The organism is Nocardia sp. NPDC003693 (assembly GCF_053981095.1).
Window position 1 is genome coordinate 131663 of the sequence record NZ_JBSFNO010000014.1, and the last position, 18393, is coordinate 150055.

The following is an 18393-nucleotide window of genomic DNA, read 5'->3' on the forward strand; positions in this document are numbered from 1 at the left end:
GAGGGCGGCCCCGCAAGATATCAGCCTCGCCCCGGCCTCCCGCGGACGCGGTGCGCGACGACTACCGGGCGCCAATCCGCTCACTGCGCGACGGCATGATCCGCGCCGAGCTACACGTGGAGGTGGTGAGAGTTCGGACGCCGAGCCGCCCCAAGTATCGACATCGCGGCGGTCTCCGGCCCTTGCCGAGCACTCGCGGCCCGTCGGGTGATCTCCTTGGCGGGCGACCCCGTCTGGTCGATATGAACACCGACGTGGGTGCACGGTCAGCGGATCAGGTGGGCGTTCACGATCGGGCCGACCTGAGCGAAGGCCTCCGGGGTCACGAGCTGGTTGTGGCCGAACTCGAGTGTGTGCTCGATGATTTCGCCGCTGACGTAGGGCCGCCAGGTGGCCACGTTCGGGACCGGATCGGGATTGCCCGCGGCGGTGAAGAACAGCAGGTCGCCGTCGAACACCTCGGAGCGGTGCGCGGACAGCCGGTGCAGCAGCGCTCTCATATCCTCGTAGAGGCGTTCGACTTCCGTTGCCGTGAAGGAGATTCCGGCGTTCTCCAGCAGTTCGGCGGCCTGGGCGGCGTCGAGGCCGGCGAACTCGGGGGGAATGTCGAGTCCCGCGAACTCCTCGAGCAGCAGCCCCAGCGCCGGGGCCTCGCTCTCCCGCCCGACGCCGGCGTCGGCGCGCGCGTCCATCATGATCAGCGACGGCACCTGCTCTCCGGCACGGCGCAATTCGACGGCCATGGCATGGGCGAGCGGACCGCCCGACGAGTAGCCGAGCAGGTGGTACGGACCCCGGGGTTGTACGCGGCGGAGCTCGCGCACGTAGCGCGCGGCCTGTTCGACGATCGTCGGCTCGACGACGCCGTCTGCGGCCGCACCCGGTGACTGGATGCCGTACACCGGATGCGCCGGGTCGATGTGGTGCACCAATCCGCCGTAGCACCAAGCCAATCCGACGGCGGGATGGACGCAGAACAGCGCGGGGCCGGCGCCGCCGGAGCGGATGGGCAGCAGCACCCGCAGGGAGGCTTCGACATCGGGATGGTCGGCGTCCTCGCTCATTCTGCGGGCGAGGGCGGCCGGTGTCGGGTCCAGGAACATCCACTGCAGCGGGACGGCGCGGCCGGTCTCATCGCGCAGCAGGCTCATGAGCCGGACCGCCGCCATGGAGTTCCCGCCGAGGTCGAAGAAGTTGTCGTCGACGCCCACGCGCTCTACGGCAAGGACGTTCGCGAACGCGGTGGTGACAGTGTTCTCGGCCGGGGTGCGCGGGGCGCGGTAGGCCCGGCGGACCACCGGTTCGGAATCGGCCGCGGGCGTAGTTGCACCGGGCACGGTCTCCGTCTCTTTGAGGGCCGGAACGGTCGCGCCGGGCACCGGCAGATCACCGACCGCAAGCTCCGGGCTCGCGGTCACCGCCGCGAGCAGGTTCGCGAAGCCGTCGGCCAGTTCCCGCGCGGTGTCCCGATCGAACAGGTCGGTGGCGAAGGTCAGCGACGCCGTCATGCCCGCCGGATCGCCTGCCGGGCCGAACTTCTCGGCCAGCATCCATTCGAGATCGAACTTCGAACCGGGCGCGGGCGCTTCCAGCGGCCGAATGTCCAAGCCGGGCAGCGCTATCGCGGTCGTCTGGACGTTCTGGAACGCCAGCAGGACCTGGAACAGCGGATGGTGCGCCGCGGTGCGCGCGGGGGCGATCGCCTCCACCAGTCGTTCGAAGGGCAGGTCCAGGTTGCCGTACACGGCCAGGTCGTCCCGGCGGACGGTGTCGAGCAGCGCGGCGAAGCCCGCGGCCGGATCGATCCGTGTGCGCAGGACCACCGTGTTGACGAACATGCCGACCAGGTCGTCGAGTTCGCCGTCACCGCGCCCCGCGACGACCGAGCCGAGCACGACATCGGTGGTGCCGGACAGCCGCGCGAGCAGCAGCGACAGCGCGGCGTGGACGACCATGAACGGGCTGGCGCCGTGTACGCGCGCGAGCAGCTGCAGCCGGTCGTGAACCGGTGCGGGGATGGTGAATTCGACGCGGTCGCCGATGCCGGAGGGCTGTTCGGGTCGGGGCCGATCGGTGGGAATGCCGTGGACGGCCGGGAGATTCGCCAGACGCTGCCGCCAGAACTCCAGCTGGCGGTGCGCGAGCGCGTCCGGGTCATGCTCCGAGCCCAGGATCTCGTGCTGCCAGAGCGCGTAGTCGGCGTAGTGCAGCGGCAACGGCGACCAGGCCGGGGCTGCACCGTTCGCGCGGGAGAGATAGGCGTTCAACACATCCCGGGCCAGCGGGGCCATCGACCAGCCGTCGGCGGCGATGTGGTGCACCGCCATCGCCAGGATCGCGTGGCTCGCATCCAGGTGCAGGACGCAGACGCGCAGCGGCGGCTCGACGGTGATATCGAAGCCCCGGGCCAGCTGTGTGGTCAGCGCCCGCTCGATTCCGGTTGCGCCGGCGTGTATTTCGAGCAGCGGGGTGCCGCCGGGGGTGGCGGGCAGGATGCGCTGGTACGGAACGCCGTCCGGGCCCTCGGGGTAGATCGTGCGCAGGGTCTCGTGGCGGGCTGTCACGTCGTCGACGGCCGCGCGCAGGGCGGCGATGTCCAGGCTCCCACGCACATCGAAGGCGCCCGGGATGTTGTAGACCGGCGACCCGGGATCGTAGCGATTGAGGAACCACATGCGCTGCTGGGCGGCCGAGAGCGGGATGCGTTCCGGGCGGGGACGCGGGCCGGGACGGACGCGGTCGAGCGCGCCGCCGGTGGCGATGAGCACGGCCAGCTCGGCCACCGTCGGCGCGTCGAACAGGGCCCGGACCGGGACGGACGTCCGCAGTGCCGCGCCCAGGCGGGCCACCACCTGGGTCGCGATGAGGGAATTGCCGCCGAGCGCGAAGAAATCGTCTGCGCGCCACACCCGGTCGATGCCGAGAACCTCGGCGAACACCGTGGCCACCGCTTCCTCCACGGGACCGGCCGGCGCCTCGTGCGCACCGGGGAACACCTGCGGGGCGGGCAGGGCGGCCCGGTCGAGCTTGCCATTGGCGGTGCGCGGCAATTCCTCGAGCACCATGACGGCCGATGGCACCATGTACGACGGAAGTCTGTGCGCCACCTCCTTCTTCAGTTGCCGGGCGGAGACCGTCGCGCCGTCGGCCACGACCACGTAGCCGACGAGACTGCCGCCGCCCTCGGGACGAACCTGTGCGACCGCTTGCACTACAGCGGGATTCGCCGTGAGCGCCGCTTCGATCTCACCCGGTTCGATGCGCAGGCCGCGCAGCTTTACCTGGGTGTCGGTGCGGCCCAGATACTCCAGCCGACCGGCCCGGCGGCGCACCAGATCGCCGGTGCGGTACATGCGCTCGCCCGGTGCGTAGGGGTGTGCGACGAACCGCGCGGCGGTCAGGTCGGTCCGGCCGTAATAGCCTCGGGCCAGCGCGATTCCGAACAGATAGAGTTCGCCGGCCACCCCGTCCGGCACCGGGCGCAGGCGCTGGTCCAGCACCAGCGCGCCCGTGCCCGCGACGGGGGTTCCGATGGTGATCGGGTCGCCGGGCCGGAGCGCGTCGCTGCCGGTGGCCCACACGGTGGTCTCGGTCGGGCCATAGTCGTTGAAGTGCAGCCGAGCCGGTGCGGCCCAGGCGGTGACCAGCTCGGGCGGGCAGGGCTCGCCGCCGTTGATGATCACCCGCAGCTCGTCGATCCCGCTCGGGTCGACCGTGGCCAGGGCCGAGGGTGTCAGCGCGATGTGGGTGACGCGTTGGCGTGCGAGCAGTCGCCCGAGATCGGGTCCGGCGAAAACCGTTGGCGGCGCGATGACGAGGGGGCACGCGGCGCTCAGCGCCATGGCCATTTCCTGGATCGAGGCGTCGAAACTCGGCGAGGCCACGTGCAGTACGCGCGCGTCGGCGGTGATGTGGTCGCGCTCGTGCTGCACGGCGGCGAGGTTGGCCAGTCCGGCGTGCGTGACCACGACGCCCTTGGGGGCGCCGGTGGATCCGGAGGTGAAGATGACGTAGGCCGGATTCTCCGGTCGCGCAACGCATGCCGACCGGGGCTGGTCCGGCGTGGGTGTCTGCTCCGATTCACCGTTACCGTCGACGGACAGCCAGTCGACATTGCCGCCCAGCCGATCTCGTTGTTCCGGGACCGTCACGCCGATGCGTACGCCGGAGACCTCGATGATGCGGGCGATGCGGCCGGGTGGGTAGGCCGGGTCGATCGGGACGAAGGCCGCGCCGGTGCGGGTGATCGCCCAGACAGCGAGGACCGATTCGACCGAGCGTGGAATGCCCACCGCCACCGGTATTTCCGGGGCAGCTCCGGCCGCCAGTAGTCGGCGCGCGAGGCGTTCGGCGCGCGTGTCGAGTTCTCGGTAGGTGAGGTGGCGGTCGTCGTAGACGACGGCGACACCATCCGGGTTGGTGGTGACGGCGGCCTGGATCAGTTGCGCAAGCGTGCGGGGTGGGGCGGCCGGGGACGGCGCGCGGCGGGCGGCGGCGTACTCGGCCGGGGTGAGGATATCCACGTCGCCGACCCGCAGTGCTGCGGCGGCGCGCGGCACGGCGGATCCTTCCGCTCGCTGTGCGGGGCCGGCTGACACTGCGGGGTCAGTGATTTCGATCAGGCTCGGTGCCGCTGCGGGAGCTGGGGGCGCAGCGGGAGCCTCAACCGCTCCAGGAGCTGAGGCTGCTGCGGGAGCCTCGACCGCTCCGGAAGCTGCGGCTGCTGCGGGAGCTGGCGCTGCGGGAGCTGGCGCTGCTGCGGGAGCCTCGACCGATCCGGGAGCTGAGGCCACTGTGGGAGCTGAGGCCACTGTGGGAGCTGAGGCTGCTGCGGGAGCCGGGGCCGTTGCAGGAGCCTCGACCGCTCCGGGAGCCTGGATCGCCACCGAGGCGATATCCGGCACCGAGTCGGTGGGCAAGTCGAGGTCGCCGGTCCGTACCGAGGTCAGCGCCGTGAGCAACGTGATTAGACGGGTGAGCAGTGTCGCGACGGTCGACTCGTCGAACAGATCGGTGGCGTAGCAGCAGCGGAGGTCGGTGCCGGCCGCGTCGGTGGTCACCGTCAGGCTCAGGTCGAATCTGGTGGTGGTTTGCGGGAATTCGAGGGGCGTGACGGTGAGATTCCCTAGATGTAGGGGCGGGATGGCCAGGTTCTGGTAGATCAGCATGATCTGGATCAGGGGGTGACGGGCGGCCGAGCGGTCCGGGGCGAGGATCTCCACCAGGCGTTCGAACGGCACGTCGGCGTTCTCGAAGGCGGCCAGATCGGCGTCCCGGGTGCGGCCGAGCAACTCGCCGAAGCTCTCGTCCGGGCGAATCTCGGTGCGCAGCACCAGGGTGTTGACGAACATGCCGACCAGGTCATCGAGTTCGGGCCGGCCGCGTCCGGCCACCGGGGTGCCGATCGCGATGTCGGCACTGCCGCTCAGCCGGGCGAGCAGTACCGCGAGGGCCGCGTGCACGACCATGAACGGGGTGGCCCGGTGGGCGCGTGCCCGGTCGTCGATCGCGGCCGTCAGGGCGGCGTCGAGACGGGCGGTGCACTCCGCCGCCCGGTAGGAGGCGTGCGCCGGACGTGCTCTGTCCGTAGGCAATTCCAGGTGATCGGGGAGGTCCGCGAGGTTGTCCGACCAATACGCAAGCTGGCGGGCCAGCAGCGAGCCCGCGTCGCCCGCGTCGCCCAGGCGGGCGTGCTGCCACAGCGTGTAGTCGGCGTACTGCACCGGGAGCGGCTCCCAGGCCGGGGCCTGTCCGGCGGCGCGTGCGGCGTACGCGGCGGCCACGTCGCGGGTGAGGGCGGCCATGGAGAAGCCGTCGGTGGCGATGTGGTGGGCGACGAGCACGACGACGTACTCGGGCGTCGAGCCGCCGGGATGCGGCTCGGCCGTGGAGATATCAGCGGCGGCATCGATCGACAGCGTCGCAGCGGCATGGTCAGCGCCGCGAAGGACGCCAGCGGCATTGCCCAGACTTCGTTGGAGAGCCGGATGCGCGCGATGAGTCCGACCTGGCGCGACAGCCAGATCCGCGACACCAGCGGAATCCGTTGCGGTGGTGTTGAGGTCGGTCGATGCGGCAGGTGAAACCGGAGACGCGGCCGGCTCGATCCGGAACAGACGCAGGCGCACCGGCACCGCCGCGGTAACATCGAAACCCGCCGTGACAACCTCTTTTACGGCCTCCAACAGCTCGGTCGCCGACACCACCCGAATATCCGATTCCAGCGGAACCTCCGAGGCCGCGACGACGCGCTGGCTGCCGACACCGTCGACGTCGGGGTACACGGTGCGCAGGCTTTCGTGCCGGTCGATCACGTCGAGCAGCGCGGCACGCAGCGCGCCCACATCGAGGTCGCCCGAAAGACGCAGGGCCACCGGCACGTTGTAGGCCGGAGACGCCGGGTCGTACCGGTTGATGAACCACATGCGCTGCTGGGCGGGCGAGAGCGGCACCGTGTCCGGGCGCTGCGCGGGCACCAGTTCCGGCTCGAGCGGTCCCGCGCCGTCCGCGCCGATTCGACGAGCCAGATCCGCGACCACCGGCGCTTCGAACAACAGCCGCACCGGGACCGACGTACCCAGCGCCGCCGCCAGCCGGGCCGACACCCGCGTGGCGATGAGGGAATCCCCGCCGAGGGCGAAGAAGTCGTCCCGCGCGCCGACGCGCTCGAGCCCGAGAACGTCGGCGAAGACTTCGGCCACAACGGTTTCGCGGCCGACCGGCTCGGCGAATTCGGCCGCCGAAATCAGCGGTTCGGGCAGCGCCCGCAGATCCACCTTGCCCGTGCGTGTCCGAGGCAGTTCCGCGAGCACCTGGATGGTCGCGGGCACCAGGTAACGCGGCAATCGACCGCCCGCCCAGACCAGCAGTTCCACGGACCGTTCGTTCAAACCCGAAGCGCCCGAGCCTTGGTCGTGTACCGCCCTCGCCCCCGGCGCGGCATCTGCTGCCTCGAAGTCCTCGCGCATTCCGTCGAGATTCGACGCGATCAGGGTGACGTACGTGTGCAGGGACAGGGTGCCCGCGCGGTTCCGCCGGGCGACGGTGATCGTCGAGTCCACCAGCGGGTGGGTGTGGAGAACGGCGTCCACCTCACCGGGTTCGACCCGGATGCCGCGGATCTTGACCTGGAAGTCGGTCCGGCCCGCGTACTCGAAACCCGCTGCGGTGCAGCGCATGAGGTCGCCGGTGCGGTACATGCGGCGGCCCGGTGTGTTCGGGTCGGCGACGAAACGGGCGGCGGTCAGGGCCGGGCGGGCGGCGTAGGCCCGGGCCACGCCGGGGCCGGCGATGTACAGCTCGCCGACCACACCGTCCGGAACCGGGCGGAGCCAGGCATCCAGGAGCAGCAGGGTCGTGCCGGGCACGGGTGTGTCGATGACTCCCGCGGTGCCCGGGCTCATCGGAGCGCTGTACCCGGCGGCGATGGTGGATTCGGCCGGGCCGTAGGAGTTCACCAGGATTCGACCGGGCGACATGCGCTCGATCAGCGGGCCGGGGCAGGCTTCGCCGCCCAGGATGATCGCGCGGACGGTGGGCAGCGCGTCGGCGTCCAGGGTCGCCAGCACCGTGGGCGTGCAGATCAGATGCGAGACCGCGTGCGCGTCGATCGCCGCGGCCAGCTCGGCGCCCGCGTTGGCCTCGGGTGCCGACAGCACCAGAGTGCCGCCCGCGGCGAAGGTGCCGAGCCACACCAGAATCGCGGCGTCGAACGCCGGGTTCAGGCAGTGCAGCACGCGGGCGTCCCGGTCGATACGGCAGTGCTCGGCCGTCGCGGCCACCAGGCTCGCGGGACCGGAATGGGTGACCACCACTCCCTTTGGCGTGCCGGTCGAGCCCGACGTGAAGACGATGTACGCGGCGTGGCCGGAGCGCAGTGGGCCGCGGCGGTCGGCGTCGGTGATCGGGGCGCTCGAGTGCGCGGCGACGCGCGCCGAGGTCCGCTCGTCGTCCACGGTCGTCCAGGCGACCGTGTCCGGCAGCTCCGTCGCCGGGGTCGAAACCGTAATGCCCAGTGCCGCAGCGCACTCGGCGGCGATCGCGGCCGTTCGGGCGGCGGGCTGTGCGACGTCGACGGGGACGAAGGCGGCACCGGTCTTGGCCACCGCCCAGAAAGCGATCATCGACTCGGCCGAACGGGGCAGGGCGACCAGCACCGCCCGCTCCGGCCCCGCGCCGGCGGCGATCAGCTCGCGGGCCAGCCGGTTCGAGGCTGCGTCCAGTTCGCCGTATGTCAGCCGGACAGTGTCCGACGAATAGTGCTCGGGCCCCGAGGAGTTCACCGCGCCTGTCTGCGGCATCCGTGCCGCACCGCCGAATTCCCACCGCAGCCCGCTCGACACCGCCGGCCCCTCGAGCGCGGTGGCTTCACGAATCATCGCGGCAGTCAGCAAGTCCGGGAGCAGTGTCGTCGTGCGAGCGGGGCCGCCGTGGCGTATCGCCGGGGTCGCGTCCGCCGGGGAAATCCCGAGTTCGCGAACGGGGGTCGCGAGGTCGGCGGTGAGCGCGGTCAGCAGTCGCGCCATGCCCGTCGCGAGCGAATCCCCTTGGTTTGCATCGAAATAGCGCGTCGAACGGGTCAGCTCCATCCGCAGGTGCGGATTGGCGTAGGTCGCCAGCGACAGCGGGTAGTGCGTGCCGTCGTGCGCCTCGAGGCCCGTGACCCGCAGGTCCGCCCGCTCGGTGGCGGCGGTGAGGGCGGCCGCGTCCAGCGGGTAGGACTCGAACACGGTGGCGGTGTCGAACAGCGGTCCCAGAGCGGCGGTGGCGTGGATGTCGTCGAGACCGAGGAACTGGTGTTCGGTCAGTGCGGCCTGTTCGCGTTGCACCCGGGTGAGCAGGGCGGCAAGGGATTCGGCCGGATCGAGGGTGATGCGTACCGGGACGGTGTTGACCAGCATGCCGATCATGCGGTCCGCGCCGGGGAGTTCGGGTGGGCGGCCGGAGACCGTGGCGCCGAAAACGATGTCGGCCGAACCGGTGCGCTCGGCGAGCAGCAGGGCCCAGGCGACCTGGACGAGGGTGTTCAGGGTGACCTGCGCGGCGGCGGCCGTGGCGCGCAGGCGATCCGCGGTGTCCGGGGACAGGGGGATCTCGTGGGCCACCGGGGCCGTGGCCGATTCGGCGCGCGGAGCGTTCGGCGCGACCAGGGTCGGGCCGTCCAGTCCGGCGAGGGCGCGACTCCACTCGGCGCGGGCACGAATCGAATCACGCACGGCCTGCCATTCCAGGTAGCCGCGGAAGGGCAACGGGCGGGCGAATCCGGCGTCGTCACCGTGGGTTTCGTACAGCGCCACCAGTTCGCCGAACAGCAGCGGCATGGACCAGCCATCGAGGATCAGGTGGTGGTTGGTGATGATGATGCGGAACCGCCGCTCCCCCAGCGCGAGACACAGGAAGCGGATCAGCGGCGGGTTGTCGACGGCGAAGGGCCTGCCGAGCTCGGCGGCGGCCAGCGCGTCGAGGTCGGCAGCGGTCGCGTCGGATGCCTCGCGGTATTCGAATGGAACCCGAACGTCGGAGGCGATCACCTGCACGGCGCGATCGCCGTTCTGTACGAAGGCGGTTCGCAGCACGTCGTGCCGGCGCACCAGCGCCTGCGCCGCCGCTCCCAGGCGGCCGCGATCCAGATCGGCGTCGACGTCGATCACGGCCTGCACCGAGTAGCCGTCGCCGCCGCCCTCGGCCAGTTGCGCACGGAAGAACAGCCCGCGTTGCAGCGGCGTCAGCGGCAGCACGTCGTCGAGACGGCCGTAGGTGCGCTCCCAGCCGTCGATGTCGGCCCGCGAGGCCGTGAGCAGGCTCAGATCCGACGGCGTGAGTCCCCCGGCCCCCGGGGTGTTCACCAGCTCCGCGATCTCGGTGACGGCCGCAACCCACTCCGCCGCCAGCATCCGGACGTCGGCGGCTTCGATGGCGTCCGGCGCGAACTGCCATATCGCTCGAATCCGCTGTCCCCGAGCGGATTCCAGTATCACTGCGTCCACCGCGAGCACCGCCGCCAGCGGCATATCCGCGTCGGCGTGGCCCCCCAACCGGTCCGCCATCCCATCGGGCAGCCAGTCGCCCTCGACGTCACCGTCCGGCAGCTGCCCGAGGTAGTTGAATCCCACCTGCGGCTCGGGCAGCCGCACCAGCTCGGCGCCCGTCGCCGCGTTCGAGTACCGCAGCAACCCGAACCCGAACCCGCCACGAGGAATGCCCCGCAGCTGCTCCTTGACCGACTTCACCACGTCCGCAATCGAATCCCGCTCCACCCCAACGGCCTCCAGTCGGACCGGTACCTGCGCGGTGAACCACCCCACGGTCCGCGACAGATCGGCGCCCGCCAACACCTCCTCGTCCCGCCCGTGCCGCTCCACCGCGACGACCTGCGCCGCGCCCTCTTCCCCGCGCCCCGCCCGCCACCGCGCGAACGCCATCGCCAACCCCGCCAGCAACACGTCCTCGACCCCGCACCGGTAGACGCCCCCGGCCCGCCCCACCAGCACCCCGGCCACGTCCCCCGGCACGTCGACCGAGAATCGCCCCGCCCGCCCGTGGGTGTCGACGGCGGGGTCGAGCCGCCGCCGCCCGACAAGGGCGTCCGGCGCCAGTACGCCCTTCCAGTAGCTCAATTCGTCCAGAGGCCACACTGGTTCGGCCGAGATGGGGCTGCCCTCTGCACCCGCCAGCTCGGCCAAGCCGTGCGCCCAGGTCCGCATGGAGGTGCCGACCTCGTCGAGCCGAGGCCGCTCCCCCGCCGCCACCTGCGCCCACGCAGACATCAGGTCCGGCAACAGGATCCGCCACGACACCGCGTCACAGGTCAGATGGTGCACCGCGATCAGCAGCAACCCGGACGCCGAGGGCCCGCGATCCAGCCAGGTGAACGCCACCATCCGCCCGGCCTCCGGGTCGAGCCGCCCGACAGCCACTTCGAGCTCTGTCGCTACCAGCGAAGACTGCGATGCCGCGATTCGCGCACCGCCCCTACCGGATTCACCTACGTCGGCGGGCTTCACGTCGGTGGACGCGTGCGGCCCCTCGGCCCGCGCGTCGGTCGTCTCTCCCACTGCTGAGGCCATGCCCGCCGCATCGTGGGCAGGAACATCATCGTTGTGCTCTCTGCGGATGGCCGCGGACCGTTCGTCTTCTACTCCCGGTCCGCGATCAAGGAGCGATCCGGCCTCCACAGCCTCGACGCTCAGGCTATCCACGTCCTCGTGCTGATCATCGCCAGCGCAGGCCACGTCGGGATCATCTCCGGCCCAAGCGATTCGAATCAGGCAGGCGCTCGCATCCGCGTGGTCGGGCGGGGGTACGTCGAGGCGGGGGCCGGACGGGGTCTGGACCAGGCGGGCCCGCAGGAGGTCGTGGCGGGACAGGAGGGCATCGAGGGTGGTCGTGAGGGACGGGAGGGTTATCCCCGGGGGGAGGCGCAGGGCCATCGACTGGGCGAAGTGGGTGTGGTGGGGGCGGCTCAGGAGCCATGTCGCCACGGGGGTCAGGGGCTGGCGGCCGACGCCGCCGCCGGGGAGTTCGGGGAGGCGGGTGGGGCGGGCGTCCACTCGGGTGAGGATCGTGGACAGGGCCGCGGGAGTTCGGTGTTCGAAGACCTCGCGGGCGGAGAAGGACAGGCCGGCGGCCCGGGCACGGGTGACCAGGGTGATGGCCATGATCGAGTCGCCGCCGAGGGCAAAGAAGGACGTGTCGGGGCCGACATCGGGGGTGCCGAGGATCTCGGCGAAGAGTGTGCAGAGCGTCTGCTCGGTGGGGGTGGCGGGGTCGCGGCGCGAATGGGGCGTTGTGGCAACGGGTTCCGGGAGGGCGCGGCGGTCGATCTTGCCGTTGGCGGTGAGCGGGAGGGCGCCCAGCACCGTGATCGTGGCGGGAACCATGAAGGGCGGCAGGCGATGGGCGGCGTGGTCGAGCAGATCCGCCTCGGTGACCGTCGCATCGGCGTGCGGGACCACGTACGCGGCCAGGGCGGTGCCGCCGCCGGGCGTGGATCGGGCCACCGTCACCGCGATCTCCACGGCGGCATGGGTATTGAGGGCGGCGTCGACCTCCCCCAGCTCCACGCGCATCCCGCGCAGCTTGACCTGGAAGTCGCCGCGGCCGACGTACTCGAGGATGCCGGGCCGGGTCCAGCGCACCAGATCACCGGTGCGATACAGGCGGACGCCGCCGGGCCCCGCCACGAAACGCTCGGCCGTGAGCGCGGCCCGCCCCACATAGCCGCGCGCGACACCGGGCCCGCTCACGTACAGCTCACCGACCGCGCCCAGCGGGACCGGCCGCAGCCACCGGTCCAGAACCCGCAGGCTCGCACCGGGAATCGGATCGCCGATGCCCGCCTGCTCCCCCGGCACCAGCCCCCGGGTGTAGGTGACGGCGACCGTGGTCTCGCTCGGTCCGTACGAGTTGAGCAGCTCACGCCCGATGCCGAAGCGCGCCACGATGTCCGGCGGCGTCGGCTCACCCCCGGAGGACACCGCGCGGACGCCGTCCAGCGCACCGGCGTCGAGGGTGGCCAGCACGGCCGGGGTGGAACACACCTGTGTGATGCCGAAATCCCTGACCAGCGCGGCGAGTTCGTCCCCGAGCACCGGATCGGCTTCGGCCACGACCAGGGTCGCCCCGGACGCGAACGCCATGAGCCACTCCAGGACGGCCGCGTCGAAACTCGGGTTGAGGCACTGCAGCACCCGCGAGTCCGGCGTCACCCGATAGGAATCCACGACCGCCGCCGCCAGGGCCGCGAGACCCGAGTGGGTGACCACCACGCCTTTGGGCACACCGGTGGACCCGGAGGTGAAGACGATGTACGCGGGATTCTCCGGCCGCGTTGGGCCCCGAATCTCACCGGGCTCGAGTGCGCGGGCGGAAAATTCGGTCCCACGCCAGAGTTCACCGCTCCCGGAGTCTGATCGGGGTGCCGCGACCAACAGCGGTTCGACACTCCCACTCGGGCCGGGGCGGAAGCCGCCGCGCAGGTCAGGCGCACTGTCGGCCTCGCCGGCCGGGACGTCACTCGTACCGTGGTCCGCGAATTCCCCGGCGGCCCCGAGTGATCCGATCCGACTCCCGCCCGCCGCGGTCCGTCCACCGCGCTCCGGCACCATCCCGTCCAGTTCCAGCCATCGCACCGATGCCGGTAGTTCCGCGGCCGCCGCCAGGGTCAACCCGAGCGACGCCCCGCACTCCAGCGCGATCCGCCCCACCCGCTCACTCGGCGATCCTGTACCCACAGGCACGAACGCTGCCCCTGTCTTCGCCACCGCCCACAGCGCGACGGTCGCCTCGACCGAACGTGGCAAGGCCAGCAGCACAGCCGATTCCGGCCCCGCACCCGCGGCAGCCAGTCGCCACGCGAGCCGATCGGATAGCGCGTCCAGCTCTCCATAGGTGAGCCGTCGCTCCCCGCCGACCACCGCGATGTGCTCGGACCCCGCCCGCCGCAACCCATCTCGCAGAATCTCGGCCAGCAACCGGGGCGCGGGCGCGGCACTTCCGTGCGCACCCCCCAGCAGCGGTTTCTCCTCCGCCGTCCAGTACTCCAGCTCCGAGATCGGCGTCCGAGCCCCCGCCCCGAGCACCGAATCCAGCAGCGCGAGGAACCGTCGATGATGCCGCGCCAGCGAATCCTCTTCGTACAACCGAGGATTGGCCGCGAAGTCCACGTGGATCGGCGCATCCGCCCCGTGCTGGTAGAAGTTGACGAACAGGTCCTCGATCGGCCCCGAGGTCACCACGTGCAGCGACGACCGCACGCCCGCGAAGTCGATCCCCGCCGGAAACAACATGATGTTGATGACCGGCCCGACGATCCCCCGCCCGAACTCCGGCCCCGCGCCGCGCCCGTCCGTCGGCTCGACCGGCCTCCGACCACCCACCGGGTTCGGACCTCCGGCACCCGTGACCCCCACCCCATCGGAGCCACCAGCACGCCGACTCTCCCCGGTACCGAGCACCCCGGCCGCGAAGGCCCCCGAACCCGAATCCCCCGGGCCGTCCGAAGCCCCTACGGCATCGCCGGCACCCACCGCATCCGCCACCGCGTGATCGAAACGCATCTCCTCGTGCCGGAACCGCTGGTGCCGCAGCGCACCCGAGGCCGCCACCCGCACGGCATCGACCACGTCCCCCAGACACCCGTCACGCGGCACCCGCACCCGCAGCGGCACCACATTGGCCAGCATTCCCCCCGACCGCCGCAGCAGCGCCGTCGTCCGCCCGGACACCGGCAGGCTCAGCACCACGTCCTCGGTCGCCGTGAGCCGGGCGTAGTACAGCGCCACCGCCGCCATCACCAGGGTCGCCGGGCTGGTGTCGAACACCTTCGCCGCCTCCCCCAGCCGGCCCGCCGTCGCCGCGCTCAACTCCGCGCGCGCCTCCCGCGCGAGCGCGCAGGCCGGTGCGGTCGCCGGCACCAGACTGCACCGCTCGGGCATCCCCGCGGTGACCGTCCGCCAGTACTCGGCATCACTGCCGTACCGGCTCGACTCCCGATAGGCCATCTCGGACTCGTGCACCGCGAGCAGCGACGCCGCCGTCCCCTCGGCGGCCACTTCCCCCCGCACCTCGGCGTTGTACAGCTCGGCGACCCGATACAGCATGGTCACCGACCCGAACCCGTCGATCAGGATGTGGTGCCCGCGCGTGTACCAGAGGTGATGGTCCACCCCGACCCGCAGCACCGTGGACAGCCCCACCCGGTCACCGACCATGTCGATCGGCGCGGCGACGTCGGCCCGCATCCACTCCAGCGCCGCCGCAACGGGATCCGGCCGCCGCGTCAGGTCCAGGAACTCCACGGCGGGCACCAGCCCGGGATCGATCACCTGGTGCGGCTGGTCCTCGATCTCGACCAGTCGCAGGACGCCGGAACCGAATTCACCCGCGGCCCGCTGCGCGGCCCTGCGCAGCGCCGGGACCAGCAGCGGCCCGCGCATCTCGATGTACTGCGCCTCCGACAGCGGCACGGCGGGATCCAGCCGCTGGGCGTACCACATACCCAATTGCGCCGGGGAGAGCGGGAATACGGTGGCGGTGGTCTGGTCCGCCGAGAGTTCGCGCGTCATATCGCAGCCTCATCGATTACCGGTCGAGCACGGTTCGTCTCGCTGCTCGGCGTACGCGGGCACCCACGCGTCCGGGCGAGCGGTCAAACGCCCGACCATGACCGCGCGGACGTGAGCGGGCAACGTGGGCGCGAACTTTCGGACGTAGGAGTCCATCCATTCCCGCCTGCCGAGCAGAAAGGGGAAGTCGGTGGTCATCATGCTGCGCACCACGAGCATCGGCATCGGCGCGTCCAATGGCCGAAAGTCTTTGTTCCACAGGCCCGGTTGATCACAGCCCGGATAGAATTGCCCGAACATCGCGCCCTGCGCCACGAATCTGCTCTTGAATTCCGCGTGGATGTCATCGATCAGCGAATAGTCGGACAGGTTCGGAAAGACGGTGATCAATGCGCGCAGTACCGAAGTCGAACTGCCGTTCCCAGTCGGCAGTGCGGGATAAATCGCAAGTGCGTCCTCGATAATTGCGCGCACCGTCATCGGGTGGGGTTCGGCACCCGGCACCCGGGCCAGCCACAGCAGATCGCGGCGCATGGCCGGTTTGACGTACGGGCATACCGGCCCGTCACGGCCCAGTTCGTCACTGGGACGGGTCAGATAGGAATCCGCCCATGATCGAAATGCCGCGACGGTCGATCGTGCGGCCGGACAAGATGATGCGGTGTCCCCCAATGAGACCCATTGCAGCCCCGAGCGGGGGCCGATAACACGCTCGCTCATGACTCACCTCGACAGATCGAAGCACAGCGGCAGGCGCCGTTGCCCCATACCTATAAATAGTCCGCCGATGGTGAGTTGTTAACCCGAGTAGTGGGATACCCGAATTCGCCGAGAGTGCCCCGAATTTCAGGGGCAGAGCGAAAAAGAAAAGACCGGTCAGATGTTGACCGGTCTTTTCCGAGAAGTGAAAATCAGGCGCCGAGCAGGCGAGTCGCCAGGTAGCTCTCCACCTGATCGAGCGCGATGCGCTCCTGCGCCATCGAGTCGCGCTCGCGCACGGTCACCGCGTGATCCTCGAGGGTGTCGAAGTCGACGGTGATGCAGAACGGGGTACCGATCTCGTCCTGACGGCGGTACCGGCGGCCGATGGCGCCGGCGTCGTCGAACTCCACGTTCCAGTTCTTGCGCAGCTGCGCGGCCAGATCCTTCGCCTTGGGCGAGAGCTCGGCGTTGCGCGAGAGCGGCAGCACCGCGGCCTTGATCGGAGCCAGCCGGCGATCCAGGCGCAGCACGATGCGCTTCTCCAGCTCACCCTTGGCGTTGGGGGCCTCATCCTCGCTGTAGGCGTCCACCAGGAAGGCCATGAGCGAGCGGGTCAGACCGGCCGCGGGCTCGATCACGTACGGGATGTAGCGCTCGTTCGCGGTCTGATCGAAGAAGCTCAGATCCTGGCCCGAATGCTCCGAGTGCGTCTTGAGGTCGAAGTCGGTGCGGTTCGCGACACCCTCGAGCTCACCCCACTCGCTGCCCTGGAAGCGGAAGCGGTACTCGATGTCCACCGTGCGGGTGGAGTAGTGCGAGAGCTTCTCCTTCGGGTGCTCGTAGATGCGCAGGTTCTCCGGATCGATGCCCAGGTCCGTGTACCAGGCCATGCGGGTGTCGATCCAGTACTGGTGCCACTGCTCGTCTTCACCCGGCTTGACGAAGAATTCCATCTCCATCTGCTCGAACTCGCGCGTGCGGAAGATGAAGTTGCCGGGGGTGATCTCGTTGCGGAAGCTCTTGCCGATCTGGGCGATGCCGAACGGCGGCTTCTTGCGCGCGGTGGTCTCGACGTTCTTGTAGTTCACGAAGATGCCCTGCGCGGTCTCCGGGCGCAGGTAGTGCATGCCCTCTTCGGTCTCGACCGGGCCGAGGTAGGTCTTGAGCATCATGTTGAAGTCGCGCGGCTCGGTCCACTTGCCGACGGTGCCGCAGTCGGGACAGCCGATGAGGTCCATCGTGACCGTGTCCGGGTCGTCGATCTTGTGTTTGGCGGCGTACGCCTCCTGCAGGTGGTCCTGCCGGTGCCGCTTGTGGCAGTTGAGGCATTCCACCAGCGGATCGTTGAACACCGCGACGTGGCCCGAGGCCACCCACACCTGACGCGGGAGAATGATCGAGGAGTCCAGGCCGACGACATCCTCGCGGCTGGTCACCATGGACCGCCACCACTGCCGCTTGATGTTCTCCTTGAGCTCGACGCCGAGCGGGCCGTAATCCCACGCCGAGCGTGTGCCGCCGTAGATCTCACCGGCCGGGTACACCAGACCCCGTCGCTTGGCGAGGTTGGCGACAGTATCCACCTTCGACTTGGGTGCCACTCGAGATATCTCCATCCGGTCCGGAAGATTGCCAGGGATTCGTTTAAGACTATCTGTCGCGGGCAAGGGAGTTTGCACCCGCTGTCCCCTGTTCGAACCGGACTCGTCACGACCCGCGCCGCGCGCCCATTTGACATGCGCACCCGTGCATACAAAAATGGCATCGATTTCCAATAAGGAGTTGGTTCGATGACAACGGAGAGTGGTGCGCCACTACGGCGCGCCCGCGTCGAGACGGAACCGCCGATCGCGATTCCGCACGACCCGTACCCCTATCGATCCCCCGTGCCGCCCGCGGTGCCCTCGCGCAATATCCTCGACTCGGCCGGGGAACTGCTGCGGGCGCTGGCCGCGCCGGTGCGCATCGCCATCGTGCTGCAGCTGCGCGAATCGCCGCGCTGCGTACACGAACTGGTCGATACCCTCGGGGTGACACAACCGCTGATCAGCCAGCACCTGCGGATTCTCAAGTCCGCGGGCGTGGTCCGCGGGGAGCGCACCGGGCGCGAAGTGATCTACGAACTGGTGGACGAGCATCTGGCGCACATCGTCATCGACGCCGTCGCGCACGCCGAGGAAGGGTGAACCGTGGGAACGACCGAGAAGACAGTCGGTGTTCGCAGCACCCGCCAGCGCAGCGCCATCGCGGCCCTGCTCGCCGACATCGACGAATTCCGCTCCGCGCAGGAGCTGCACGACGAACTGCGCCGCCGCGGTGAGGGCATCGGCCTGACCACGGTCTACCGGACCCTGCAGTCACTCGCCGACGCGGGCATGGTCGACATGCTGCGCACCGACTCCGGCGAGTCGGTGTACCGGCAGTGCTCGACCGGGCACCACCATCACCTGGTGTGCCGGCACTGCGGATCCACCGTCGAGGTCGAGGGGCCCACGGTGGAAGCCTGGGCCGACTCGATCGCGGCCGAGCACGGGTTCACCGGCATCAGCCACACCATGGAGATCTTCGGAACCTGCCCGGCCTGCTCGGCGAGCCGATCCGCCTGAGGCTCGAGATACGACGCGAC

General features: G+C 70.3%; 5 protein-coding genes. 2 read left to right on the top strand and 3 right to left on the bottom strand.

The features are described 5' to 3' along the window. Positions 1-266: 266 nt before the first annotated feature. From ACWDOP_RS17920 to ACWDOP_RS17930, 3 genes are all read right to left on the bottom strand, one after another. Entirely contained in the window at positions 267-15065 is a 14799-nt protein-coding gene (locus ACWDOP_RS17920) for an amino acid adenylation domain-containing protein (RefSeq protein WP_456345985.1), read from the bottom strand. Positions 15066-15074: 9 nt separating this feature from the next. After that, positions 15075-15785 carry a DUF6875 domain-containing protein gene (locus ACWDOP_RS17925; RefSeq protein WP_454201250.1) on the bottom strand — a complete coding sequence of 237 codons (711 nt, stop codon included), beginning with the start codon at positions 15783-15785 and terminating at the stop codon, positions 15075-15077. Between the two features lie 191 nt (positions 15786-15976). Then, on the bottom strand, positions 15977-17368 hold the full coding sequence (locus tag ACWDOP_RS17930) for a glycine--tRNA ligase (RefSeq protein WP_456345986.1): 1392 nt from the start codon (positions 17366-17368) through the stop codon (positions 15977-15979). Between the two features lie 189 nt (positions 17369-17557). On the opposite strand from ACWDOP_RS17930, the gene ACWDOP_RS17935 reads away from it, so the two are divergent. Together ACWDOP_RS17935 and ACWDOP_RS17940 are read left to right on the top strand one after the other, a co-directional pair. After that, complete coding sequence (locus ACWDOP_RS17935; protein ID WP_454201252.1) at positions 17558-17953, top strand: ArsR/SmtB family transcription factor; 396 nt, start codon at positions 17558-17560, stop codon at positions 17951-17953. A 3-nt stretch (positions 17954-17956) separates the two neighbouring features. After that, positions 17957-18373: a Fur family transcriptional regulator gene (locus ACWDOP_RS17940; RefSeq protein WP_454201253.1), complete on the top strand. Its 417-nt coding sequence runs from the start codon at positions 17957-17959 to the stop codon at positions 18371-18373. Positions 18374-18393: the final 20 nt, after the last annotated feature.

Excerpts from the sequence above, each read along its gene's own strand:
- ACWDOP_RS17920 (WP_456345985.1), bottom strand. The coding sequence starts at position 15,065 with ATGACGCGCGAACTCTCGGCGGACCAGACCACCGCCACCGTATTCCCG.
- ACWDOP_RS17925 (WP_454201250.1), bottom strand. The coding sequence starts at position 15,785 with ATGAGCGAGCGTGTTATCGGCCCCCGCTCGGGGCTGCAATGGGTCTCA.
- ACWDOP_RS17935 (WP_454201252.1), top strand. The coding sequence starts at position 17,558 with ATGACAACGGAGAGTGGTGCGCCACTACGGCGCGCCCGCGTCGAGACG.